Source organism: Pontibacter kalidii, from assembly GCF_026278245.1.
GTDB classification, from domain to species: Bacteria; Bacteroidota; Bacteroidia; order Cytophagales; family Hymenobacteraceae; genus Pontibacter; species Pontibacter kalidii.
Genome location: NZ_CP111079.1, coordinates 2,905,129 through 2,930,272 on the forward strand (window position 1 = coordinate 2,905,129; position 25,144 = coordinate 2,930,272).

The window sequence follows — 25,144 nt, forward strand, 5'->3', positions numbered from 1 at the left end:
GAATTAACGCATGAGGCGATACATACCTCCTATTAACCCGCTGGTAAAAATTCTGACAACATGTACGAAGCGTCAAACGAAGTCCGGTGGTGTGTTCTATTTCATTCTCTCCGTGTTGTCCTTGGTAGCAGGGTGTAAAAGTACAGCACCAATAGAGACCATTGCTTTTAAGAATAACTACAAATTTAGCGCTGACATAACGGAGAGAACGGAGAAAGACACAGTTGCCTGGAAGTATCAATTGGCAGCAGCAGATTTTGCCACGAAGGGCGATTACAGGAAAGCGTTGGAGCAGTGGGATATGGCAATCCCTGGAAAGTTTGCACCTTATACGGAGCGTGAGATAGATTCTCTTCGCTCAGAATACAGCGTAGTTCCAGCCTTGAAGTATATTGTGGAGCAGGCAAAGTCACACCAGGTCATCCTTATAAACGAGGCCCACCATAGTTCCCTTCACCGGGTATTTACCAGATCGCTTCTCCAGGAGCTCTACGACAAGGGGTATAAAAACCTTGGCTTAGAAGCCTTAACCAACGGGGAACTAAAAGACAACCTGCTTCATAGCAGAAAGTACCCCGTTATGGAGACCGGCCACTACACCAAGGACCCTCAGTTTGGGAACCTCATCAGGGTGGCGATGGAGATCGGGTATAACCTGTTTCCCTATGAGACGACTGAGCGCAGCAACGGCAAACCCCGGGAAATAGATCAGGCTAGAAATATTCAGGAAGCTATAAAGAGCCGGCCAAACGAAAAGTTCTTGATCCATTGTGGGTTTGGCCATGTGGTGGAGGGGGAACACGACATGTGGGAGAAAGCGATGGCCGGAAGACTGGCAGAGTTTACAGGAATGGATCCATTAACGATAGACCAGGTGCATTATAGTGAAAAGAGCAAACCAGAACTGAGCCACCCACTTCTTAAAGCTTTCAACATCGCTCAACCCTCCGTTCTGCTAGATCAGGAGAACCAGCCTTTCCGGTTCGAGCGTGGCAAAACCTGGGCCGATATAGCGGTGCTTCACCCGTTCACCTCCTACATACATGAGAGGCCCAGCTGGCTTTTTGAGAATGGCAATAGACCCGTGGACATTAACTTGAAAGAGGTTGATATTACCTTTCCTGTTCTGGTGATAGCTTTTAAAAATGGAGAGAAGATAGCTGAGGCAGTTCCCGTAGACATACTTGAAGTTAGAGCAAAGACTAGTCCTTCATATCTTGCGCTGCCGAAAGGAAAGTATGAGATTGTGATAGTTAATAAGAAAGAAGAGGCCCGGAAGTTTGAACTAAAGGTAAAATGAGAGTTGCGTAACTTATACTGAAGCTGTGTTTCGGCTACGGTTCTCTCCCTTGGCGTTTGGGGTTTATACTATTCAGCTAAAATGACAGGCTCCCGGCGCTTATAAACGAAAGAAGCAATATCTTTGGGTTCTTACATTTCGCACACAGATGAACAAGTTATTTACGGCTACTCTATTTACCGCAGTAGTTATACTTTCCAATGCAGCTTTTGCCCAAGATTCAACAGCAGTCTCAACAGAAGAAACTTGGACCTACGTTGAACGGCTCCCTCAATTCCAAGGCGGCGACGAGGCTATGTTCAGCTTTCTTGGCTCTCATATCAAAGTGCCTAAAAACCCGCCGGCTGGTACAGTTATCTTAAGCTTTATTGTGGAGGTAGATGGTTCTGTAGACGATGTGCAGGTAGTGCAGAGTCTTTCCCCGGAAGTAGACGCTTCCTGTATAAAAGCAATTTATAAGATGAGCGGTAAGTGGGAGCCAGGCATGCAGAACCAAAAACTAGTGCCGGTGCGCTTTACCATCCCCATTGACATGGCACCTGCCTCAGCCAGAAAGAGGAAAGAGTAGGTGTAAAATCCTAAAGTATAACCGCCCCTACTGAACCGAATCAGCAGGGGCGATTGCTTTAACCTGGAAGTATAAAATTAAAAATTCCAATCCTCGTTGATGATGCTCATGGCATGGTGGGCCGTCATATCAAACTGGCAGGGCACGATGGAGACATAGTTGTTCACCAGCGCCCACTCGTCGGTATCCTCCCCCTTGTCGTGGTTCACGAAGCTGCCCGTCATCCAGTAGTACTTGCGGTTGTGCGGGTCCAGGCGCTCATCAAACTCCTCCTGCCACTTGGCGCGGGCCTGGCGGCAGACTTTGATGCCTTTTATCGGCTCGCCGCCCTTTTTCGGGAAGTTCACGTTCAGGGCCGTGTTCTCCGGTATGCCGTGCTCGATCGCCTCGCGGATGATCTTCTCCACAAACTCCTCGGTATGGGTAAAGTCTGCCCCGTGGCCGTAGTCGCAGAGCGAGAAGCCAATAGCAGGCAAACCTTCGATGGCTGCCTCAATGGCCGCCGACATGGTGCCGGAGTACAGCACGCTGATACTGGAGTTGGAGCCGTGGTTGATGCCGCTCACTACCAGGTCGGGCTGGCGGTCCTTGAGCACGTGGAACTTGGCCAGCTTCACGCAATCGGCCGGGGTGCCGGAGCACTCGTAGGCTTCTACGCCCAGATCCTCCAGGGCAATTGATCTATCTAAACGAAGCGTGTTACCAATGGTGATGGCGTGGCCCATACCCGACTGCGGCGAATCAGGGGCGACTACTACTACCTCCCCTACCCGCATGGCTACGCGTACCAGCGTTCTGATACCCGGTGCGGTGATGCCGTCGTCGTTGGAAACTAAGATTAATGGTTTAGCCATTTTAATTATTTTCAGTTGATGTGTGACGAATTAAACGATTTTGTATTTGACGCTAATATACTACAACCCGCTGCTGTACATCAAGGTTTACAACTATTAAATAAAGAGACGAAAACTACCATGTTAAAGAAGATATTTTACGCGGTGTTGCTGGGAGCGGGCATGGCAGCCTGCCTCTCGCAGCAGGCTGAAGACGAAGAGACGGCAACAGCCACCGAATCGCCCATGCTCCCTGGCCCCACCGAAGAAGCTGTTGCCCAGCCCGACCCTGCCCTTTTTGTAGTGGGGAAGCAGCGCGTAGGAAACATACAGATCGGCATGCCCATAAAGCAGATGCGGGAGCAGATAGCTCCTGGCCTAAGTATAAAGGACACCACGTTAAATTTAGAAGGCACGCAAAGCACGGCCTACGTACTACGCCCGGAAGATCAGCCTAAAGGGATTTTAGTGGAGCAGGCATGCGAGGAGAACTGCCACGTATGGCGCATCAGCGTGCTCAACCCCGATTTCAAAACGGCCAAAGGTATAGGCATTGGCTCCAAGTATGGCGAGCTGCAGCAGGCCTATAACATCCAATCTGTTACCTTTGAGGAAGGCAACCTCGTTGCCCTGTCTCCAGGGTCCGGCATGAGTTTTATACTGGAGCACAACTCCCTCCCAAGCGATCAACTCACCAGGCTAGATGCTTCCACCGTGCCGGCCAATCTGCTGATCAAAAAAATCTTAGTATATTAGCAGGTTGCTATATTCACGGTAAATTCCTATACTTGCCACCATGGCTATACTTCGCGCAGGCTACAGGTCAAAAAACTTCGGATTGCTGCTGCTCCGGGTGGGCATCGGTGTTATGTTTATACTTCATGGATGGCCGAAACTGGCCGGAGGCCCGGAACGCTGGGAAGCGATAGGGCAAAACATGGAGCTGCTGGAAATAGGTTTTGCACCGGTTTTCTGGGGCTTTATGGCTGGATTTGCGGAGGTAGCCGGAGGCGCGCTGCTGGTACTGGGCCTGCTTTTCCGCCCTGCCACCCTGCTGCTCCTGATCACGATGGTGGTGGCCACCCTAAAACACGTAGCCGGAGGTGATGGCTTTGGAGGTTACTCCCATGCCATGGAGGCAGCCATACTTTTCCTCTCGCTCCTGCTCATTGGCCCGGGCAAGTACAGCTTCGACCACCACCTCTTCCAGAAAGATAAAAGCCGAGCCCGCCGATACTACGCGTAAGACTGCGGTACTTCCCTCCAGGAGTAAAGGGTGCGTCCTGTTTTTATAACCGGACGCCACCTGTCTTTCCAAGTTGTGGACCTGCAGCAGGGGAACCAGGCCGCCCCAGGCGTTTATACAACCCTGCCGGGGATATACAGCCTACAGGCTGCACGCTTTCCTGTCCCTGCCAATTGCGGTCTTTCACTCCCGGTCCGTTTCAGTATCTCCCCTTCCGCAAACAGCCTCGGCAGCCTAATGCTAAAGGCGCTGCTTTTCCTGCTTCAACCCCGCCATCAATTTGCAGCAGAAACAAACAAGCAACTTCCCGGCAAACCCACCGTAATATAATTATACTTTTCTAACGTCACATATAAATTACATCAAAAGAACAGTGTCCAACAACCGCTTATCCACCATTTTATAACACAATTTAAAGCAACATAAAGTCAACTAAAAATCATATTTAAAACACAAATTTACTATATAACAAAAGATAAGTTATACTAAACCTTACTATATCTTTGGTACTGTGACTGCACAGGCAAAAACCAGAACATATAATTATTCTAATTTCATCGCTATGCGAATAATTTTTACTAAGAGCAACGGAACTACACCGGAAAGCCCCTACCACAAACCTCTTGCCGGCTTGCTGGCTTTTGCTGCTGTAACTTCATTGCCACGGCGGGCTGCCAACATATACATGACGCCTTATCCTTGACGATGGAAAGCTGCCGCACCTGAAAGCTCGATACATTTTCGGCGCCTGGAGTAAGAGCTATGAGATACCTAACGGGCTGGTGTTTATATCTTAGCCTGGCTCCCCGGCCGCTCCATAACACTTCTGCGATATCTATCCCCCCTGCTGTTACCCTGAACTCTTACCTGCTCGGCTTTGGGCAGGACCTGAGCGGCAAAATATGCGCCCTGCTCCCTGTTACCTAAAGGCCCTCAGGCAAGACCGGCAAAGGACACAAGATCACCTAAAAGAAGGCACCCCACCCGTTTGAAGCACGCCTGAGACAAGGCCAGAGCATCAGGCAACAGCAGTTTATAAAAGAAACAGTTGACTCTGCCAGAAGATCAGGTTGGCTAGAGCCGCTTGTGGGCGAGGCGCCTGCAGGAATGCGGAACAGAAGAGAGCCGATGCAACCCTTATAACTCTCACAGGATTCACTTTTATTTTTTTTACCCAAATACTTTTTTTTATGAAACAAACGATAAACACCACTGTCAGAAAATCCATGTCCTATGCGAAAGGCTTGCTGAGTGCTTCACTTTGTATCCTTTTCCTGTCCGGCTGCGAGCACATGGGCGACCTGGACGACATTATCAAAGACGGAGACGATGATAAGGACAAAGAGATGAAGTACACCGCATATCTCAGCCCGCTCAATAACTCCGGGGTGACAGGCACGGCCAAGATAATGATGAAAGAAGACGGCAAGTTCCAGGTGATTGTGGAGGCCAGCAACATGGTGCCAAACATGGTGCACCCGCAGCACATCCACGGCTTTGTTATGGAGGACAAGAACGCTACCTGCCCCGACCCAAGTGCGGCCGGCGAGGATGGCTTGCTCACGTTAGCTGACGGGCTGCCCGCCTATGGGCCGGTTATTGTGCCGCTGGACGACCAGTTGGTGCCCCTGAGTGTAGAAAACTTCCCGAACGCCAACGCCGGCGGAAACCTGAGCTATGTAGAGAAGGTTGACACAAGGGCATTGGTTTCGGCCTTTGATGCCGCCTACGAAGGCACTCAGACCATGGCAAACCTTAAACTGGACAAGCGTGTGATCGTGTTGCACGGCGCCTATGTGAAGGATAATATGGTGGTCCCCGCCGGCACGGAGGGAGCTGAATACATAGCCACTCTTCCGGTAGCCTGCGGAGAAATAGTGGAGAAGCACTAAAAGGAACCGGTGTCTTTCTAGATTTTGCACAGTGGCCACCCTACCGGGTGGCCACTGTGTTTTTCCGCCCTTGTGCCTTTTACAAGCCAGCCCCGCAGCGGTAGAGCAGATTGCTGCCCGAGCCGCTTTTTCCGCAGTCTGTGGCTCCGCTTGCCTGCCAACTCACCTCCCCCCGAACCTTTCCCCTCCTCCTTGCTACCTTTTCCCCTCAGAAATCCTTATCATTGCCCATTGTTCTTACGCAAAACCATACTATGCTAACCACCTTATTACTTGCGGCGCTGCTAAGCACCGGAGCACCCGATAAAGACAAACCCAACCTGAAAACGCCTTACGAGCAGGGCAGCGGCAACCAGACCGCCACCTACGACGAAGCCATCGCATGGTATCAAAAGCTCGACGAAGCCTACGACGAAGTAAAGATGCTGCCTTACGGGGCAACGGACGTGGGCCAGCCGCTACACCTGGTCATCGTCTCCACCGACAAGGATTTTGACCCCGCCTCGATCAAACAAAAGAACAAGCGGGTGCTGCTGATACAGAATGGCATACACCCGGGTGAGCCGGAGGGCATCGACGCCACCATGATGCTGGCCCGCGATTACCTGCAAAACAAAAAGCTGCGCAAGCAGCTGGATAACGTAGTACTGGCCATCATTCCGGTGTATAACATCGGCGGTGCCCTGAACCGCAACAGCCACACCCGCACCAACCAGAACGGGCCGGAGGAGTATGGCTTCCGGGGCAATGCCCGCAACCTGGACCTGAACCGCGATTACATCAAAACCGACTCGCGCAACGCCCAGACCTTTCAGCAGATCTTCCGGGAATGGGACCCGGACGTGTTCATGGACAACCATACCTCCAACGGAGCCGATTACCAGCACGTGATGACACTCATCGCCACCCAGCACAACAAGCTCAATCCAACGCTGGCCAAATACCTGAGCGGTAAAATGGTGCCCACGCTGTATGAGGGCATGAAGCAGGACAAGTTCCCGATGGTGCCGTACATGAATACCGTAGACGAGACGCCGGACAAGGGCATTATCGGCTTTATGGAGTCGCCGCGTTATGCCACGGGTTACACTGCGCTCTACAACACGATCGGATTTGTGCCCGAAACGCACATGCTCAAGCCCTTTAACCAGCGCGTGCAGGCCACTTACAAACTCATGGAGAACATGATTGAGACGGTGCACCGCGATGCCGACGAGATTGGCAAACTGCGCCAGCAGGCCAAGCAGCAGACGCTCACGCAAAAGCAGTTCCCGCTTAACTGGAGGCTTGATACTACCAAAGTAGCGCAAATCCCATTCCTGGGCTACGAGGCAAAGTATAAACCCAGCGAGGTAAGCGGACTGGAGCGTTTATACTATGATCGTAAGTCGCCCTACAGCAAGAAGATCAATTATTATGATGAGTTTGTGCCGACTGTGACGGTGGAAAAGCCGGTAGCCTATGTTATTCCGCAGGCCTGGCGAGAGGTGATCGAGCGACTGAAACTAAATAACGTGCAAATGCAGCAGTTAAAGCGCGACACCATCCTGACGCTCGACACTTACTACATCACCGACTATAAAACTGGTCAGCGCCCCTACGAAGGCCATTACCTGCATTCGGATGTAAAAGTGGAGACCAAGCGTATGCCGCGCCAGTACTTCAAAGGCGATTACGTGGTGTACCTCAACCAGGAGGCCAACCGCTTTTTGGTGGAAGTGCTCGAGCCGCAGGCCGTGGACTCCTACTTCAACTGGAACTTCTTTGATTCGATCCTGATGCAGAAGGAGTATTTCTCGAGCTACGTGTTTGAGGACCTGGCTGCCCAGTATCTGAAGCAAAATCCCGAGCTGCGCAAGCAACTGGAAGCGCGCAAAAAGCAGGACCCGGAGTTTGCCAAAAACGCCCGTGCCCAGCTCGACTTTGTGTACCGCAACACGCCGCATTACGAGTACACCCATCAGCTCTATCCGGTAGGCCGGCTGATGCAGGACGTGAAGCTGCCGCTGTAAAGTATGAGCAAGTATAAAGTATAGAGGCCACCCCTGAGGGGTGGCTTCTTGCATTTCAAAAGTATAAACCTAAGATGCGATTAACCCACCCCTGCCCCTCCGAAGAGGGGAGTTATAATACACTTGCAGGAATTCCCCTCTCGGGAGGGGCAGGGGTGGGTTTACACCTTTACGGTAGTAGTAAATTGCCATTGGGTCTATAAGTATAAATCTGCAGCAACATCAACCAGAAAAAAACTGAAACTTATGTAGCAGAGAAGTTGTTTTGATAGTACATTCGCATGTACGTACATTATTTATCAACACAAACATCACTTTAATGAGTCTTTTACAGCATTTGAACTGGCGCTACGCAACCAAACGCATGACGGGAGAGCGCGTGCCACAAGAAAAAGTTGAGTACATACTGGAAGCAACCCGACTGTCGGCTTCTTCCATGGGCTTGCAGCCTTATACAATACTGGTAGTGGAAAGCCCGGAGCTGCGCCAGCAGATCCAAAAAGTGGCCTACAACCAGCCGCAGATCGTGGAAGCATCGCACCTGCTTATTTTTGCCGCCTGGAACGACATCACTGAGGCACAGGTAGATGAGTATATGCAGAACATTGCCGCCGTGCGTGGCGTGGCGGTAGATACCCTGGTTGACTTCAAAGCCAGCCTGATGGGCAGCGTGGTAAGCCGTACGCAGGAGCAGAAGTATGAGTGGGCTGCCCGCCAGACTTACATTGCCCTGGGCACTGCCCTGGCCGCCGCTGCCGAACAAGGCGTGGACGCTACTCCAATGGAAGGCTTTGACCCAGCCGCCCTGGACGAGCTGCTCAACCTGAAGGAGAAAGGCCTGCGCAGCGTTACCCTCCTGCCACTTGGCTACCGCCATACCGAGGCTGACTTCCTGGCCACAGCCAAGAAAGTGCGTCGCAACAAGGAGCAGCTGTTTGTAGCACTGGACGAAGTATAACACAAGTATTTTATAAAACAGAACAGGCCACCTCTGAGGTGGCCTGTTCTGTTTTATAAGGTAGTTTACACTTCTATCTCTCCTTTCAAATAGGTCACGGCTTTCCCGGTGATCATTACCCTATCGCCCAGAAACTCGCACTGCAAGTCTCCCTGGCGCTTCGAAAGCTGCCTGGCAGTCATCTTTTTGCCGAGTCGTTCGCTCCAGTAGGGCGTCAGTGTGGTGTGGGCAGAGCCGGTTACGGGGTCTTCATCGATGCCCACCTGCGGACAGAAGAACCGTGATACGAAGTCTACCTCATTACCGGGTGCCGAAACAATAATGCCCCTAGCCGGCACGGTGTTGATCAGGGCAATATCCGGATTGAAAGCTTCCACATCCGCCTGCGAAGTATAAATAAGCAGGTAATCGGTTTTGCCTTTGTAGGTTTCCTGCGGGGCTTTTCCCAGCGCGGTGACCAAGGCCTCCGGCGTTTCGGCGGGCTCCAGCACATCTGCCGGAAAGTCCATTGTGAGCGCATCACCTTGCTTTGTAACCGTTAGCAAACCGCTGCTGCGCGAGTGAAACCGGATCACCTCCGAAGTATAGCCAGTGTAGGTAAACAGCACGTAAGCGGCAGCCAGGGTGGCATGCCCGCACAAAGCTACCTCTACCGTGGGCGTAAACCAGGTGATCTCATAGTCCTCCCCTTTCGGTACGACAAAAGCGGTTTCAGCCAGGTTGTTTTCAGCGGCTATCTGCTGCATCGTCTGGTTGGGCAGCCAGGCATCCAGCACACACACGGCGGCCGGGTTCCCCCCGAATACCTTCTCGGTGAAGGCATCTACCTGGTATAGGTTTATTCTTTTCATGTTGATTGCGTCTCAGGTAAAAAATCTTTACGACCAAGGTAGCAAAAAAGCCACTTCTGCCATACTTCCCGTGCCTGGGCAGCAGCACAAAACATACTTCTGAAAAACTTAGCAGCAGTGCGTTTTATACTTAGCCAACAGCTCAACATTGCCCCACAGCTATAGTAAAACAAAGTATAAAACGCAGCCATGGACGTACCCAAGGGTTTTGAGCAAATGATGGATTTCGGGCTGGTGGAGGCGCTGCTGGGCCGCCGCTCGCGCCGTTTCTTTATGGGGGCCGAGATTCCGGACGGGGTATTTGCCTACAAATCCAAGCACGCGCCTGTGCCCCTCTCGGAGCTGGAGAAACTGCTGGTGGTAACGGCCTGCGCCGGCAACACCAGCTGGCACCACATGATCTTCCGGGCCGAGCGCTATGCGCCGCACCTGTCCAACTACGCCGGGGCTGCCGGGGGGCGCACTTTTCCCTCAGCGGCAGGCTTCCATACCAGCAAGACCTTCTTTACCGACGACGAAGGCGTATACGTGCTCGACAACCGCGATGCGCCCGCCAGCGCTGAGCGCGACAACGAGGGAAATCTGAACCTGGATGAAGTCGTGAATGCCCTGAAAAGCCAGGTAAGAAAACTGCAGGATAGCCGGGTAGGTGTCCCCTGTGAGGTGCCTTTTGTGGAGGCGCACAATACCTGGGTGGTGAACAAGCCGGGAACGCTGCTGGTGATTCCGGTGGGTGATCTCTCGCAGCACGTGCTGCTGGCCATCTGCTATATGTTGCAGAACGGCATGGTGCTCACCGACGACATCCACAAGCGCTCTATCCCCGGTATCGAAAAATATAGTCACCTGGCAGATCCCAGCAGCGTTTGGCCAATCACGTTCCTGGAGCAATGGTCGATGGCGGAGCTGACGGCAGAACTGAGCACCAGCTGCTATGCCGGTGCCCTGATGCTGCAGGCCATGGGACTGGGTGGCTGGATGTTCAACGGTATCGATCCGTTTAGTATGCTCGGGGCTAGCGGTAATCCTGCCGTGCCGGGACTAGGGTTCAGGTATGACTCCAACGACAGGTGGCCTTACCCTAACCCCACAGGCCTGGATGGCGTGATGGAAGGCTTTTGCCCACCCCATTACCCTACTATGCGCGCTGCCGTGGATGCCCTTTGCGAGCGAAAGTTTGGCAATGGCGGCCCTTTTAACGCCGCCACACCAGGCCCCTGGAAAGCGTCGGCCAAGGTACGGGGTGCGGCAGAAGTACATTCTGAAGAGTTCAGGGAATGCGTGGCGCTGCAGGCGCAGTATATCTATGATACCTTCGGCAAGTTTCCCGGTACCGTGCCCTCCATATTCGTCATCACCTACCTGCAGGCCCACCACCTTGACCTGGAGTTTTATGATACCTTCTACAAGCCGGGATCATACTTGAAAACACACGCCGAGCATATGGGAAACTGGCATAAGTAAAGGGGCATGGAGATTTTTTTGAGCTTGTAACATACTGGTGCAGCCGATGGATGAGGCGTAGCCCAAGTATAGAGGGTGCACTTGGTTCGGCAATTTCATTCTTTCTCATTCTCCAACTTACCACCCCAACAACTACTTTCGCTGCTTTTGATACCCCTGTTGAAGTGAATGTGTGCGAGCATGGTCATTTCCTTATCATTTCTATAAGTAGAACTTCCTGCTTCCATTCTACTCTCCATTCCTTTCAGTTCTTCATCGGTATAAACGTTGAAACCAATGCTGTTCAAAGCTTTTTCGTCTGACAATTCAAAAGTTCTATTCTTTGAGTTCAATAGAATTTCTTTCACCCTTGCTTCACCTTTTACTGAATAGTCAATGCCATATTCCTGGTGGATAGCACCGTTTAGGAAGTTACCTTTTGTGCAGACTTGACTTCTTTTGTTTCACCTGTACATTTATTGAGTACTTTGACACCTCACCGCACCATTGCATAAACATTTTGTCAGCAACTTGTAGTCGGTCGTTACATTGTCATCATGGTGTCGCCGAATAGAATTGATTGTCGCGCCATCGTCATAACCTACCTAGGGTTGTTTGGCTTGGTCACGTTTACGGCAGAAAAGAGCACAAAGGGAATGAATACCTTACCCTTTTTTACTCTGCTTTTAAAACTATTACAGGTTCAATATGCGCTGCTCGAATGGTTTGGGATAGCACAGTTAGTAGCCCGATTATGGCAACCAAACCAAAGCCTATGCTTACATTTATAAGACTCAAATCAACTTTACTTCCCATCTCTTCTCGTAATAAATCACCGCAAAACAAGCCTGCTGGAACGCCAATAAGTCCGGCAATTAGGATAAGAATGCCAAAATTACGGGTAACTGCCCACACCAATTCTATGTTGCTTGCTCCCAATACTTTTTTTACACCCAATTCTTTCGTGCGTACTTCTACGGAATAACTAGCTATGCCTAAAATGCCCAAAGCAGCAATTATCATGACTATAAGGGCAAAGAATCCAAAAAACCCTATTCTCTCTCTACTGTTTTCTCCTGTATAGCGGTCTTTTAAGTATTGAATATTTGCCGTTTTTTCCGGAAAATGGTTTTCCCATAAGGTTTGAAGGGCTTTGGTCACTACCAATTCTGTATTTGGCTTTACTTTGACGATCAGAGTGGCTATTTCATTTGGCAAATACCGATATATTAAAGGGGATGGTTCATCAAAAACATGATCGGGCATGATGCCAATGACTTGTACATAGGCAGAGTCCAATAATAGAGTTTGCCCCACTAAAGTCTCTGATTCAGAAGCCAATAATTTTGCGGCAGCTTCATTCACCAGCACATATTGTTCAGAATTTTGGGGCATATCTTCAGGGAAGTTTTGCCCGGATTTTAAGCTGATACCTTCTGTTTCAATTGTTTTTGGGTCAATACTTACATAATTTATTTTCAGAGTTTTATCATGTAATTGTACTGAACTATTGCCCATTTTAAAAGGATCATAATACCAGTTAGTCGCCAAAGTCGTTTCTACTTGACTTAACTGGCTTATTTCGTTTTGGAGAATGTCATATTTTTCACCTTTCAAATCAAGTGTCAGGATATTAGGTGTCATGATTGAACTAATGGTTGCATTGTTTCTTCTTTCAAAATCAACTAATATGACAAATAATATCATCAGCATGATGGTCACTGAAAATTGAACGACAACCAAAGCTTTGTATATAGCAACACTCTGAAACAGCTTTATATTTTTCATTTTACGCAAAACCTGTATGGGCTGAAACGCTGACAATAGCCATGACGGAAATGCCCCTGCGACTAAGCCAGTGATAACTGCGTAGGTTAACAAGCCTAAAATCAAGGTTGCATCATAAGAAAACGCCACATCCATTTCGGGTATATAGGGCATTAGAATTTCAACACATGGCACTGTAAACAGCAAAGCAAACAGGGAAATAAGGATCGACTCCATTAAAAATTGCCCAATAATCTGTCTTCTTGTTGCGCCTAACGTTTTACGAATACCTACTTCCCGCGCTCGTGAGAAGGCGCGCGCCAATGTCAAACTGATGTAGTTGAAAGCAGATAAAAGGGTTAAGGATAGAATTAATAACAGTTGCGTATTTATGCCCGTCCAATCGACGCCCGCATAGTAGTCATTTTTAATGTCTATGTTTCGAGGGGTAATATCTTCTAGGGGTTGTGCCAAAAATTGAAGATTGCTCTTATCCAATTTCCGATTATAGTTTTGGAGCGTGGCATTGAGCTGCTTTAAATTATCTTCTGATTTTAAACGTGCGTAAATGGCTGAACCCTTGAAGTCTCCCCAATTTTGTGAACTACTACTGATTGCTCCTTTTTTTTCAAGCATTACAGCAGCATTAATAGAGAGCATTGCCTCAATGGGCAGGTGTGTTTCTAAAGGCGGGTCCTGGATAATTCCCTCAACGGTATAAAAACCTAAGTTTTCAAATCGAACAGTTTGCCCTAAAGCATTGGCGTTGCCAAATATCTTTTCTGCTGTTCTTTCAGTTAAAAAAGGGAAGTGGGATTATTGGTAAGGCTTTGTGCATTGCCTGACATCAATTTAAAGCCAAAAACATCAAAAAAAGAAGGCTCTGAAAATTTTATGTCAATAGGTACATCACCTCCGTCAGTTTGCAAGTTGTGTTTTCCTGCCAGACGTACTTTTACCGTTTTTTCAACAAAGGAGACGCTTTCCATTTGAGTTGCCAACGGCAATGGAGCTGTTGCCCATTTGGTTTGTTCCCCCTCATTTGTTTCTTGCGTGAGTATCCGTACTATTTGATTTAATTTTGGATGAAAATGGTCTGTATCGTACTCGGCTTTTAGGCCTGTAAAAAGAATAACACCAACCGCCATACTCAATGACAAGCTCAGTATATTGACCAATGAAAAAAGTTTGTTTTTCCAGAGTATCCGTATAGCGATTTTTAGATAGTTCTTTATCATGACTTAAAGTTATGACTTTCAGTGAAAAACAGATTATCCCCGTTACCTTATCGTCTGGGAACTTTTGTCGGGTTACACGGAAGGGCATTGTTGATAACTAGAGGGTAACAGGAGTCTATTACCTTTAGTCACCTACCGTTAGTCGTATAGACGGAACTGAACTATCTGATATACTAGATTAATATAACTAAGTATAAAAAATACCTTACCTGTTTTTATAAAATAAGGAAGCCACTCTAAATGGAGTGGCTTCCTTATCATTGCCAAAGTATAAAACCTTAATCTCTCAGGTAGGCCGAGTACATCCACACCAGCTTTTCCTGCTCCCGGATGTAGTCGCTCATCAGGGCGTTGGTGCCTTCGTCGTCGGCGTCGGCAGAAAGGGTCAGCAACTCACGCTCTGCCTCGATCAGCACCTTAAAAGCACTCAGCACCTCGCGCACTGCCACATCACCGTCCGACACATTGGATACCTCCTGTATGGTGGCGTTCTCCAGGTATGATGAGAAGGAGTGGAAAGGCGTGTGACCCAGCGTCAGGATACGCTCCGCGATCTCGTCTACCTTCACAATAGCGTCGTTGTAGAGTTCCTCGAACTTGGCGTGCAGCTCGAAGAACTTGTTTCCCGAGATGTTCCAGTGGAAGCCCCGCGCGTTGATATAAAACAGCTGATAATTTGCCAGCAGCCTGTTCAATTTGTCGGCCAGTTGCGCTGCCTGTTCAGCATCAATGCCGATCATGTTCTTAGTTGCCATAGTTTTTAGTCCGGTTATAGATAAAACATCCTCTACAAGTATAAAGGTAGCCCGCCTCCACCGTCCGGCCAATGACTAAAATCACCTACGACCGTCTTATCCAGGTGGGCGGCTGCCTCTATATACAACTATGGTTCCGGAAGAAAGTTTACTTTTGCAGCATGGAGGCCGAGTAAGGGTTGGAGAGCAGCTCCCTGAAAAGCTCCCAGCGTTTTTCAGGGTTATCGTTGGTGCCGCCGTTTGCCTCTATAAACTCGCGCACCAGCTGCTGGCCCAGGTTATAGTTGATCACGTAGCTGCGGTACTTATCCATAAAACGAGTGCGCTGCAGGGCGCGGTCTTTCTGGTAGAGGTTATACTTTACCAGGATATCGGCGGCTTCCTCGCGGCTAATCTCGCCATTCAGGTAGCGTCTGGCAGCCTCGTTTCCGGCAAAATCCAGCTGACCTATTTTGGCAAGAATACTGTAGTATCGATCAGCTTCAGCGGCATTCAGGCCGGCTAACGGAAACAGCACTTCCTTTTCGAACTTCAGGCGCTCCTCCGCCGGAAAAGCCACCTCAATGCCGTAGTTGGCGCTGCCCTCCGCAATCAGGCTCTGCGGGCTGAACAACGGGTAAATCGAGTACTCTTTCCAGCCCTTTTTATCCACCAGGTTCTGCTCCAGCAGCACGTTAAACACGTGGTGGCCCGGGTAACCTTCGTGCGAGGCCAGGTCAATGGCGCGTTCTATAAAGATGGGAAAGTCGGTGTTGATCTGGATGAGGCTGTAGCCTTTGCCTTGGTAATAGTTGTAGCCCGACCAGGCTTTGTCTGTCACGAATTCCAGCTTAAAATGCTCACGCTCCGGCAGGTTGGAATGCGCTTTGGTGCGGCTGCGGGCTTCGGCAATAGCGGCCTTGAACACAGTATCCAGTTTGGCTTTTGGTATCTCGAACCTGGCACGGTAGGCTTCCCAGCGCTCGGTTATACTTCCCTTGCCCGGCAGCTCGCGGTCAATCTCGGTAAGGATGGAATCGAAGTGGGCCAGTTCGTAGTGCGGCGGCTCGGCATCGTAGAGCAGTTTAGCCTCCTCATCAAAGCTATACTTTTTGCCCTGCATCATTTCTACTTTGGTAATAGCGGCCAGCACCTGCTTTTTAAACATAGCCAGGCGGCGCTGCTCGTCTGCAGACAGACTGGCAGTATCCTGCGCCTGTAGCTGCTCCTGTATCGCCCTGAACTCGCTCAGAAACTCTGCTGCCGGAAGCGAGTCTGCGGCTGCCTCGGCAGGCTTCCACTCTTCCGGGCCGTAGTAGGCATCTACTACATCACTGTCGTACTGGCCCAACCGGAGCAGGGTTTTCACATAGCGTTCGGCCAGTTGGTCCATACTGGCTACCTGTGTGGTTTCGGTTTGGGTGGAGGTGCAGGCCCAGATACTCACGGCCAGCAAGAATATAAGTACTTTCTTCATAGTTGGTGATTTGGTATGGGTATGGATAAGGTAGCAAGATATGGTTTTGAAGGGAAGTGTGAGGTTATAATTTACTAATGCTCATACTCTGGCACCATCTGGCGCAGGTCTTTGGACTTGTGTCCCACTGTGGCGTTAAGTCTGTGACTCAACTGGCTTGGAAAGCCAATTTTTTACTTTGAAACTATCCTTTATACTTGCGACCGCAACATTTCCCTTCGCTGCCGCGGTTTTGCAACCCGACTGGCTCGCAGAGCCATACTTATACTTGAGCTATATTTTATACTTTCTCTGGCGCAAGCGTCCGTTTGTGCCTCTATTAGCCACTGCCTCCCGTAACCTGACACAAGCTATCCTTGCTAGCTGCTGTTCGTCCTTGGCTTTACAAGCCTACTGTTCCATCTCCTACTTTGGCTCCCTCCAGGCCGGGAGGCCTCGCCTTCGGGCATCGCGCTGTGTACATTTCCTTTGCTTGACCTGCGGTCTCCGCAATTTCGCTAAAGCGAAACCGTAAATCTACAAGGCGCTCAACCCAAAGGCTGGGTATCACTCGATAGCCATGGCTATTTGTCATCTCGACCTATGGGAGAGATCTCTTTAGAATTCTGGATAAATCTCTCGCTCTGCTCGAGATGACAGGGAAAGGAGCAAGTATAAACTCCCTCTCCTGTTTTTAGGAGAGGGTTGGGGTGAGGTGTAATTCCCCTCTCGGGAGGGGCAGGGGTGGGTTTACACCTGTGCGGACAGGTCGCGACCTGTCCGCACAACGGCAGCAACTATGAAATTTATACTTCAGCAGCAGCAATGACAGGCTCCCCTCCTTGGCTAAGGAGGGGTAGGGGTGGTTGGACCAGGTAGTGGAAAACTCCCGCTCCTATTTTTGAGGTAGGGACCCTTGATAAAGGAGGAGGGGCTGGGGTGGGGTCTACACATCCACCGAATCATACACGATCACCTTCGACCACAGATGCGAGTAGTTCTCCACGAACTTCAGGTGAACGGGGTGCTTCTGGTATACTTCCTGCTCCTCCAGGTTATCAAAGAAAAGCAGCCACGATACGGCATAGCCCCGCTCGATCACCTCGCGGTTGGTGCTGGCGGGTTCTCCAATCTTAGCAAGTCGTATCTGCTTGATTGCCTTCAGCGTGTTCAGCCCTTCAATCAGCTTGGCTTTGTCTTCTGCAGCGTCCGGATTGTGAAGCCAGAAGTAGACGTGGTGCACAAAGTTGCTTTTAGGTTTTTTCTGGGCGCTGGCAAACAGCGGCATCAGGCCCAAGGCGCCGGCAAAAGAAAGAAAGGTACTGTTTCCAAGGAAGGATCTTCTGGATAGCTTTTTCATATTATTCAAGTGTGGATATCTAAAATTCAGTACTGGTGTATAGTAGTGCTACTTGCAAGGCTAAAATGCTATCCTTTAACAGCATTCAATTGTTTGTCGGCGGCGGCACGGGCTTTCTGCATCACGCTCTCTAAACTCACCTTAGCCCCACTCTGGAGCTTGCTCTCGTCTGCTGCTTCCATAAAAGCAAATATCTCCAGCGTTTCCTCCGGGCTAACGGGCGCCTTGCCTGTGCGGAAGAACGCGGCAATCTGCACTACCAGCGGACGGTAGCCCTGCCAGGGCCCGAAAGTGGCAACTCCCTTTTCACCGAAAGCGGTGCCACCGAAGTCGTGCGCTCCGGCGCGGATGCCCCTGAAGGTACCGATCCTGTCATCCTCCCACAGCCCCACAACTACATCAGTCCCGTTCGTGTACGTACGCTGCACGCTTTTGCATCCAGGCCCCAACACCGTGAAAAGTGCCTCCACCCCGTGCACTCCGTACCAGAACAGGTCGGGGTGCGTCTTTTCGATAACCGCCGGACTGAAAGCATCAGCCCCCAGTACTTTCCCAATCTTCCCATTTCGGATCTGCTGCGCACTCTCCATGTACCTTAAGGAGGATGCAGAGAACACCGGCACTTTATACTTTTCAGCAGCCTTAAAAATGGCCACCGCATCGGCCAGCGAGGCGGCGATAGGCTTGTCTATGAACACCGGTTTACCCGCCTTCAGAACCGGCAGGGCCTGCTCCAGGTGCAGCCGCCCGTCGTTTGTTTCCAGCAACACCACATCTACTTTGCGCAGCAGGGCCTTGATGGAATCGACGATCTCTACGCCCATACTTCGCATTTTCTCCGTAGCCGCAGGTATGGCGTTCACGCTGAACTCAATGTCCCGGCTGCCATACGGATAGGCAGCCACCACCCGGAAACCGGCTACATCTGCTGTGGCGTTGGGATCGTGGAAAATCTCGGTGAACTTTACGCTGTGCTCGGTGTCCAGGCCGATAATGCCCACTTTAATTTCCTTGGCAGGTCGGTCTTGGGCAAAGGCAGCAAAGGCGCTGCCAGACAGGCCAAGCCCGATACCAGCCACCGTGGCGGCTTTAATAAACTTACGTCGGTCTGTAGATGAATGCATAGGCGAATGTGTAAAGTATAGATCAGAGCCCTCCCTCCTGATAGAAGGGCGGGTTTCAAGTATAAATTTAGCTAAGGCGCACCACCTGCCCCGTCCGCACCGACTCATCGCAGGCAAAGGCGATGCGCAGGCTGTTCACCGCATCTTCGATATGCTCTGTCAGGTCCAGGTCTTCCTGTATGGCTTTGAGGAAGTAGCGCTGCTCGCGGTTGCAAAGCTCCTGGTGGTCCGGCTCGTCTTCCAGGTTTATCCAGGTGTCCTCATTCAGGAACTGGTTATTCTTATCCAGCCCGGCATGGTGAAAACGGAGCGCCTCGGTCTGGGTATGCGCCGCCACCGAGTCCGACTTCCCGGTCCTCCCCGCTTCCCGGGCCACGATCGCTACTGATCCCTTCGGCCCGATCACATCTTTGATGAAAAAGGCGGTTTCGCTCATCATCGGTCCCCAGCCAGCCTCATACCAACCTACCGAACCGTCTTCGAAGTGTATCTGCAATTGGCCATAGTTATAGTTGCCCTCCGGGATGTCATCCGTAAGCCGTGCCCCGATAGCGCTCACCTGCACCGGTCTGGACCTGGTCATCTGGCACATCACGTCGATGTAGTGCACGCCGCAGTCCACGATCGGGCTCAGGCTCTTCATCAGGTTGCGGTGCACATCCCACATGCGGCCGTGGCTCTGCTGGTTCAGGTTCATGCGCATCACCAGGGGTTTTCCCAGTTCCTGACTCAGCGAGATAAAGCGCTCCCAGGAAGGATGGTGCCGCAGGATATACCCCACCACCAGCTTTTTATTCACCCTTTGGGCGACTTCAGCTACCCGCTCGGCACCTGCCACCGTGTCGGCCAAAGGCTTTTCTATAAATACATGGCATCCCTGCTCCAGGGCCTTTATAGCAAAAGCTTCGTGGGTATCCGGGTAGGTAGAGATGCAGACCGCATCCGGGCTTGTGTCGTGTAAGGCTTCCTCAAAGTCACTGAACAGGGGATAACCGCCCCCGAGTTGCTTGTTCAAAGCTTCTTTGCTGCTGCCGGTGGAGACCAGGCCGCAGATCTCGAAGCCTTCCAGGGCGTGGTAAGCCTGGGCGTGTGAGGCGCCCATGTTGCCACAGCCTACTACCAGTATGCGCAAAGGCGCTGTTCCGTGGGACATAGTATAAATTTTTATCGTTTGTTTTAACCTTCAGGGCAAGCAACGTAATTGTTACGTATAAATATAGGAATTATGACGAAACAATCACCAACCCCTTATCTACTCCAGCCTCACGGCAATATCCCGAACAACCCGCAGCTGCCCCTGCTGGTGTATCAGCAGGTATTTACACGGCACGATGACCTGGAAAGTCAATTTAAAGAGGCCTTCAGCAAAAATAACTGGCGCGGCAGTTGGGTAAACGGCGTGTTCGGTTACCACCACTACCACAGCACGTCGCATGAGGTGCTGGGCGTGGCGGCGGGTTCAGCCATACTTATACTTGGCGGACCGGGCGGCAAAGTGCTGGAGGTAAAGGCTGGCGACATGCTGGTGCTGCCGGCTGGGACAGGCCATTGCCTAAAATCCTCCGCCCCCGGTTTTAGGGTGGTAGGCGCCTATCCTGCCAGGCAGGAAAACTATGACATCTGCACTGAAAAAGACGATCCGGAGGAAAAGAGAGGCAATATCGTGCAAGTGACTTTGCCCACTGCCGATCCGGTGCTCGGGGAAGATGGCCCGTTGCTGCGGCACTGGAAGAAAGTATAAGTATAAAAGACCATCTCCTTAAAATCACCTGCAAAGGCTAGCACTATGTTCTCAGAGTCCGGCAGGATAATTATATTTGTTGAGAACTATACTTACTCTTAGTTGACAAAAATAAAGTTGCATGAATAAAACAACCTACCTGTATACTTTGCTGGCTGCCGCCATACTTGGCCTTGGCGGTTGCAACAGCACCTCCTCACCCACTGCCTCCACCGATGCTGCTGCCAACGCCGTGGTTACTGCTGCACCGGAGGCCGGCCTGCAGGGCGCTAAGGCTTCGTACGTTAGCTATTGCTCCGGCTGCCACGGCGAGGAACTGGAGGCTTTTGCCGACCGCAAGTGGAAACACGGCAGCTCCGACGAAGACCTGTTCAAGGCCATCAAACATGGTTATCCGGACGAGGGCATGCCTGCTTTTGACGAGACATTCACCGACGAGCAGATCAACGGCTTGGTAGCCTATATACAGCAGGGTATCAAAGAAGTAAAGGCCTATGATTTTGGCGAAGAGAAAACAGTGGCGGCTGTACAGGAGTCGGAGGAGCAGCATTTCCGCCTCGACACGGTAGTTACCGGTTTGGATGTGCCTTGGGGCATGGCTTTTCTGCCGGGTGGCGACATGCTGATCACGGACAGATCAGGCACTCTCTACCGCCACTCCAAGGATAAGAAACTGCAGAAAGTAGAAGGCGCGCCAAAGGTGCTCTCGCAGGGCCAGGGCGGTTTGCTGGATGTGGAGCTGCACCCGGATTTTGCGAAGAACAATACCATCTACCTCTCCTACTCTGCTCTTAAAGAGGAAGGCGGCAATACCCTCTCTACCACCGCCGTAATGCGCGCTAAGCTGGCCGGAAACAAACTGACGGAGCAGCAGGTGATCTTTGAGGCGCTGCCTTACTCCAAAACCCGCCACCACTACGGCTCCCGGCTGGAGTTCGACCGCGACGGCTATTTATACTTGTCGGTAGGCGACCGCGGCAACCACGACGAAAACCCGCAGGACCTGGCCCGCCACGCCGGCAAGGTACACCGTATCAAGGACGACGGCAGTATTCCTTCGGATAACCCCTTCGTGAACCAACAAGGCGCTGTAGCCAGCACTTTCTCCTATGGCCACCGCAACATACAGGGTATGGCGCTGCACCCGCAAACCGGCGCCATGTGGACACACGAGCATGGCCCAAGAGGCGGTGACGAAGTGAATATTGCCGAGAAAAGCAAAAACTATGGCTGGCCTGTTATCTCCTACGGCATCAACTACAATGGCACCGTGCTAACCGAGCTAACCAGGAAAGAAGGGATGGAGCAGCCGCTGTACTACTGGGTACCTTCCATCGGCCCGTCAGGCATGGCCTTCGTTACTGGCAGCCGCTACAAAAACTGGGAAGGAGACCTGATGGTAGGTTCGCTGCGCTTCCAGTTTTTGAGTCGCTTGAAAATGGATGGGAATAAGATCCTGAGCGAGGAGAAGCTACTCAAGAACATTGGCCGCGTGCGCGATGTGAAGATGAGTCCGGATGGCTACCTGTATGTAGCCGTGGAACAGCCCGGAGTTATCTATAGGCTGGTGCCGGTAGAGTAACCTTTAATACTTGCAACGGCAGAAAGCAAAAGCCGCAGACACCCTGGAGTGTTTGCGGCTTTTAGTGTTTTAAGGTGAGATGTTGGCTTATACTTGCTCCTGCTGCTATAGGTTACACCTCACTCTGAATTCCTCTAGTACATAGCCGGCTGGCCTTTTTTGGGCAAGGAACTGCGGATAAACGCGCGGATGTCTTCGTTCGCGCTTACTAGGTCTTCTTGTCGCAGGTACATCATGTGGCCGCTGCGGTAGCCTTTGTAGCTCAGGCGATCTCTCAGGCGGCCGCTAGGGTCAAGTTGCCACATGCTATACTTGGCGTTGAAGTAGTCGGTGGCGCCATCGTAGTACCCGGCCTGAAACATGACGTGCAGGTACGGGTTCTGGGCCATGGCCTGGCGCAGGTTCTCGCCCGTGTTATCGTTGCTGTTATCCCAAGGGCGCACCGGCCCGAACATGTTATACTTCACATCAGTTTTATACTTCAGCTCGTCGCGCAGGTACATGTTTATGGCCGGCGTAAAGGAGTGCAGCCAGGAAGTTAGCTCGGCGTTAAAATCAGGGCGCACGCCGGCGACCTGGCGGTCAATGCCTTTGTAGCGCGAGTCGAGGCGACCCACGGTGTAGCCCTCCTGGCGGAGCAGCTCCTTCCAGAAGAAGTTGGTTGGCACGTCGAGGTTGTGCTGCAGTATGCTTTGCTCCGAGATGCCGGCGTAACGCGCCATCTTCCCCGCGATTTCCTTCTTCTTCGCCTCCTCCAGGAAGCCACCTTTCGCGATGGCTGGAATAAGCTCGTTCACGGTGAATTCCTCCACCTCCGGCAGCATATCGGTCAGGTCTTTCTGCTGCAGGTCCTGCGGCAGCTTGTTGTGGTACCAGGCCGTGGCGGCAAAGTAGGGCAGGCGCAGCGCCGCATCCACCGGGCCGCTTCTGGCAATGCCCAGCTCGGTCGGCGACACCAGGATCACCCCGTTGAGGTACATCCACTGTGTATTCTGCAGCTCCAGCGCCAGTCCCGACACGCGGGTGGTACCGTAGCTTTCCCCGATCAGGTACTTCGGCGAGGCCCAGCGGCTTTTGCGCGTCACAAAGGTGTTAATCCACTCGGCCAGGTATTTCACGTCGGCCTGCACGCCGAAGAACTTCTCCTTCATCTTGTCCTTGTCCACCCCCTCGGCCATGCGCGAGTAGCCAGTGTTCACCGGGTTCACAAACACAATGTCGGCAATGTCAAGTATGGATTCAGGGTTCTCGCGGAAGCCGTAAGGCTGCACCGGGTAGCCCTCTTCGTCGATGTTGAGCAGGCGTGGGCCGGTGTAGGCAATGTGCATCCAAACAGAGGCAGAGCCCGGGCCACCGTTAAAAGAAATTACCAGGGGGCGGGCATCGCGGTTTTTTACATCGGAGCGTTCGTAATAGGTATAAAAGAGGCCGGCGATGGTTTTGCCGTCCTCGCCCCAAACAGGCTGGGTGCCGGTGGTGGCGGTATAAGGTACCCGCTGCCCTTTTATGGTTACCTGGTGTTTGGTAGTAACCGTAGAATCAGGGTTGATGGCGCGGCGCTGGGCCGCTGCCGGAAGCACTACGATGGCCAGAAGTATGGCCAGTGCCAGAAGCTTTCTCATCTTTTAATTTATACTATGGATCCTAAAAAGCCTGCCAAGCCTATACCCAGCAGGTTGAACCTACAATATAGCAAAAATGAAATAAAGAGGTAGGGCGTTTGGGAGTTAGAAAGTTAAGGAGCTAATAACGAGTAACTACCTTCTGCTCAGCACGTAGCAGCCGATCTTCTCGGGGTGGTCCTGCACCAGGTCGGTGGACTTGGCGTGGCGCAGCATCCAGAGCACCAGCAGATCGCCGGAGGCGGCTATGGAGAAAAACAGTCCGAAAAGGAAGAGCAGCAGATTTCCCGTCACCATACCTGCCAGTGCCGGGAGCAGCCCCATTACCAAACCGGGCATCATGCCACCCAGGATGTAGGGGCGCAGCGGCAGCATTTCCTGGCAGTGGCAGTAGGGCGTAAGGTAGCGCCAGTGCACCCCATACTTTATTGATCTAATGCCCTGCTTGCAGAAAAACGCCCAGGTGAGGCCGTGCAGCAACTCGTGCACCACCGCCCCCAGTACAAACACCAGCAGCATCAGGAAAGGATAGAATAACACTCGCCCGCCCTGCTCCAGCACAAAGTTCTCTATCACCTGATAGCTAAACTGCTCCGGCCATAGCAGCGCATAAGGCACCATGTACAGCACCAGGATGGGCAGCATAAACACCAGCGCCTGCACGTTGGCCTCGGCGGCGGTAAGGCTCAGTTCTGTCTTGATGTATGGCGCGTCCTTCACTTTTCTGCTTGCACCAGTCCCTGCAGCTCAGCCAGCGACTCCATACCTGGCACCTGCGCCTCCACTTCGCCAAATCCGTACCGGGCAAGTATAAACGGCACACCGGCCTGCTCGCTGGCACTGTAGTCGCCCTGGGTATCGCCAATGTATACGGGGCGCTGCAGGTGATGGCGCTGCACCACGGACCTGATGTTCTCGCTCTTGGGCAGGCGCTGGTCGCCGTAGCAGGCGATGTCGGTAAAGTATGGCTGCAGGCCAAAGAACTGCAGAAACGTCTCGATGTAACCGCTCTGGCAGTTGCTTACAATAAACAATTTATATTTTGGCTGCAGCATCTCCAGCGTCTCCTGCAGTTGCGGGTATAGCTCGCCCCCCTTTTCCTGCAGGTACTCCAGCTCCAGCCTGGCTGCCGTTTTCTGCAGTTGCTGTCGCTGTTCCTGGTTCAGGCTCGGGAACAGCTTGAGGTATATGGCATCGTAGGGCATGCCGGCAATGTTGCGAATGTCCTGCCGGGTAAGGGTGAGATCTACAAAGTCAAACTGGGCGGAGGCCGCATTCCAGGCATCGGCAATGGTCTGGGTAGAGTCCCAGAGGGTGCCGTCGAGATCGAAAATAAGGCTGTCGTATTGGGTGTGAGGCATGTAGCAGGGTGATGGGTAACACCATAAAGGTACGGGTTTTAGCCTGCATGTCAAGT

Annotated in this window: 23 protein-coding genes; 10 read left to right on the forward strand and 13 right to left on the reverse strand. The window is 51.6% G+C overall.

Annotation, left to right across the window (positions count from 1 at the left end; all coding sequences use genetic code 11):
- Positions 1 to 10: 10 nt before the first annotated feature.
- Both OH144_RS12210 and OH144_RS12215 read left to right on the forward strand, forming a co-directional pair.
- Entirely contained in the window at positions 11 to 1,300 is a 1,290-nt protein-coding gene (locus OH144_RS12210; protein WP_266202519.1) for a hypothetical protein, read from the forward strand.
- Positions 1,301 to 1,448: 148 nt separating this feature from the next.
- On the forward strand, positions 1,449 to 1,868 hold the full coding sequence (locus OH144_RS12215) for an energy transducer TonB (protein ID WP_266202520.1): 420 nt from the start codon (positions 1,449 to 1,451) through the stop codon (positions 1,866 to 1,868).
- Positions 1,869 to 1,945: 77 nt separating this feature from the next.
- Here OH144_RS12215 and surE read toward each other — a convergent pair whose 3' ends face one another.
- Entirely contained in the window at positions 1,946 to 2,722 is a 777-nt protein-coding gene (gene surE / locus OH144_RS12220) for a 5'/3'-nucleotidase SurE (protein ID WP_266202521.1), read from the reverse strand.
- 120 nt (positions 2,723 to 2,842) lie between these two features.
- On the opposite strand from surE, the gene OH144_RS12225 reads away from it, so the two are divergent.
- The 5 genes from OH144_RS12225 (at position 2,843) to OH144_RS12245 (ending at position 8,809) form a co-directional block, all read left to right on the forward strand.
- On the forward strand, positions 2,843 to 3,457 hold the full coding sequence (locus OH144_RS12225) for a mechanosensitive ion channel protein MscS (RefSeq protein WP_266202522.1): 615 nt from the start codon (positions 2,843 to 2,845) through the stop codon (positions 3,455 to 3,457).
- A 40-nt stretch (positions 3,458 to 3,497) separates the two neighbouring features.
- On the forward strand, positions 3,498 to 3,947 hold the full coding sequence (locus OH144_RS12230) for a DoxX family protein (protein ID WP_266202523.1): 450 nt from the start codon (positions 3,498 to 3,500) through the stop codon (positions 3,945 to 3,947).
- 1,190 nt (positions 3,948 to 5,137) lie between these two features.
- The gene (locus tag OH144_RS12235; protein ID WP_266202524.1) at positions 5,138 to 5,839 is read left to right on the forward strand and encodes a hypothetical protein; all 702 of its coding nucleotides are present in this window, start codon (positions 5,138 to 5,140) and stop codon (positions 5,837 to 5,839) included.
- Positions 5,840 to 6,093: 254 nt separating this feature from the next.
- Entirely contained in the window at positions 6,094 to 7,851 is a 1,758-nt protein-coding gene (locus tag OH144_RS12240; RefSeq protein WP_266202525.1) for a M14 family metallopeptidase, read from the forward strand.
- Positions 7,852 to 8,170: 319 nt separating this feature from the next.
- The gene (locus OH144_RS12245; RefSeq protein ID WP_266202526.1) at positions 8,171 to 8,809 is read left to right on the forward strand and encodes an NAD(P)H-dependent oxidoreductase; all 639 of its coding nucleotides are present in this window, start codon (positions 8,171 to 8,173) and stop codon (positions 8,807 to 8,809) included.
- 65 nt (positions 8,810 to 8,874) lie between these two features.
- Here OH144_RS12245 and OH144_RS12250 read toward each other — a convergent pair whose 3' ends face one another.
- Positions 8,875 to 9,660: a PhzF family phenazine biosynthesis protein gene (locus tag OH144_RS12250; protein ID WP_266202527.1), complete on the reverse strand. Its 786-nt coding sequence runs from the start codon at positions 9,658 to 9,660 to the stop codon at positions 8,875 to 8,877.
- A 189-nt stretch (positions 9,661 to 9,849) separates the two neighbouring features.
- Here OH144_RS12250 and OH144_RS12255 point away from each other — a divergent pair, with 189 nt between their 5' ends.
- Complete coding sequence (locus OH144_RS12255; protein ID WP_266202528.1) at positions 9,850 to 11,124, forward strand: hypothetical protein; 1,275 nt, start codon at positions 9,850 to 9,852, stop codon at positions 11,122 to 11,124.
- A 95-nt stretch (positions 11,125 to 11,219) separates the two neighbouring features.
- On the opposite strand, the gene OH144_RS12260 is transcribed toward OH144_RS12255, so the two are convergent.
- From OH144_RS12260 to OH144_RS12295, 8 genes are all read right to left on the reverse strand, one after another.
- Positions 11,220 to 11,471, reverse strand: coding sequence for a hypothetical protein (locus OH144_RS12260; protein ID WP_266202529.1), 252 nt, complete (start codon positions 11,469 to 11,471; stop codon positions 11,220 to 11,222).
- A 307-nt stretch (positions 11,472 to 11,778) separates the two neighbouring features.
- Positions 11,779 to 13,530, reverse strand: a complete 1,752-nt coding sequence (locus tag OH144_RS12265) for an FtsX-like permease family protein (protein WP_266202530.1) — start codon at positions 13,528 to 13,530, stop codon at positions 11,779 to 11,781.
- Positions 13,531 to 13,667: 137 nt separating this feature from the next.
- On the reverse strand, positions 13,668 to 14,108 hold the full coding sequence (locus tag OH144_RS12270; protein WP_266202531.1) for an ABC transporter permease: 441 nt from the start codon (positions 14,106 to 14,108) through the stop codon (positions 13,668 to 13,670).
- A gap of 278 nt (positions 14,109 to 14,386) precedes the next feature.
- Positions 14,387 to 14,863, reverse strand: a complete 477-nt coding sequence (locus OH144_RS12275) for a Dps family protein (protein ID WP_266202532.1) — start codon at positions 14,861 to 14,863, stop codon at positions 14,387 to 14,389.
- Between the two features lie 148 nt (positions 14,864 to 15,011).
- Positions 15,012 to 16,319, reverse strand: a complete 1,308-nt coding sequence (locus OH144_RS12280; protein WP_266202533.1) for a hypothetical protein — start codon at positions 16,317 to 16,319, stop codon at positions 15,012 to 15,014.
- A gap of 925 nt (positions 16,320 to 17,244) precedes the next feature.
- A complete protein-coding gene (locus tag OH144_RS12285) occupies positions 17,245 to 17,658 on the reverse strand; it encodes a Dabb family protein (protein ID WP_266202534.1) in 414 nt (137 codons plus the stop codon).
- A gap of 68 nt (positions 17,659 to 17,726) precedes the next feature.
- Positions 17,727 to 18,782 (reverse strand): Gfo/Idh/MocA family protein, encoded by a 1,056-nt coding sequence (locus OH144_RS12290; protein ID WP_266202535.1) that lies wholly within the window; start codon positions 18,780 to 18,782, stop codon positions 17,727 to 17,729.
- A gap of 67 nt (positions 18,783 to 18,849) precedes the next feature.
- On the reverse strand, positions 18,850 to 19,935 hold the full coding sequence (locus OH144_RS12295) for a Gfo/Idh/MocA family protein (RefSeq protein WP_266202536.1): 1,086 nt from the start codon (positions 19,933 to 19,935) through the stop codon (positions 18,850 to 18,852).
- Between the two features lie 72 nt (positions 19,936 to 20,007).
- On the opposite strand from OH144_RS12295, the gene OH144_RS12300 reads away from it, so the two are divergent.
- Together OH144_RS12300 and OH144_RS12305 are read left to right on the forward strand one after the other, a co-directional pair.
- On the forward strand, positions 20,008 to 20,523 hold the full coding sequence (locus OH144_RS12300) for a cupin domain-containing protein (RefSeq protein WP_266202537.1): 516 nt from the start codon (positions 20,008 to 20,010) through the stop codon (positions 20,521 to 20,523).
- Between the two features lie 121 nt (positions 20,524 to 20,644).
- Positions 20,645 to 22,105: a PQQ-dependent sugar dehydrogenase gene (locus tag OH144_RS12305; RefSeq protein WP_266202538.1), complete on the forward strand. Its 1,461-nt coding sequence runs from the start codon at positions 20,645 to 20,647 to the stop codon at positions 22,103 to 22,105.
- Positions 22,106 to 22,239: 134 nt separating this feature from the next.
- On the opposite strand, the gene OH144_RS12310 is transcribed toward OH144_RS12305, so the two are convergent.
- The 3 genes from OH144_RS12310 to OH144_RS12320 form a co-directional block, all read right to left on the reverse strand.
- The gene (locus OH144_RS12310; RefSeq protein WP_266202539.1) at positions 22,240 to 23,727 is read right to left on the reverse strand and encodes a S10 family peptidase; all 1,488 of its coding nucleotides are present in this window, start codon (positions 23,725 to 23,727) and stop codon (positions 22,240 to 22,242) included.
- Positions 23,728 to 23,862: 135 nt separating this feature from the next.
- The gene (locus OH144_RS12315) at positions 23,863 to 24,447 is read right to left on the reverse strand and encodes a DUF3267 domain-containing protein (protein ID WP_266202540.1); all 585 of its coding nucleotides are present in this window, start codon (positions 24,445 to 24,447) and stop codon (positions 23,863 to 23,865) included.
- Positions 24,444 to 25,088, reverse strand: a complete 645-nt coding sequence (locus tag OH144_RS12320) for an HAD family hydrolase (protein ID WP_266202541.1) — start codon at positions 25,086 to 25,088, stop codon at positions 24,444 to 24,446. The genes OH144_RS12315 and OH144_RS12320 overlap by 4 nt, the downstream gene beginning before the upstream one ends.
- Positions 25,089 to 25,144: the final 56 nt, after the last annotated feature.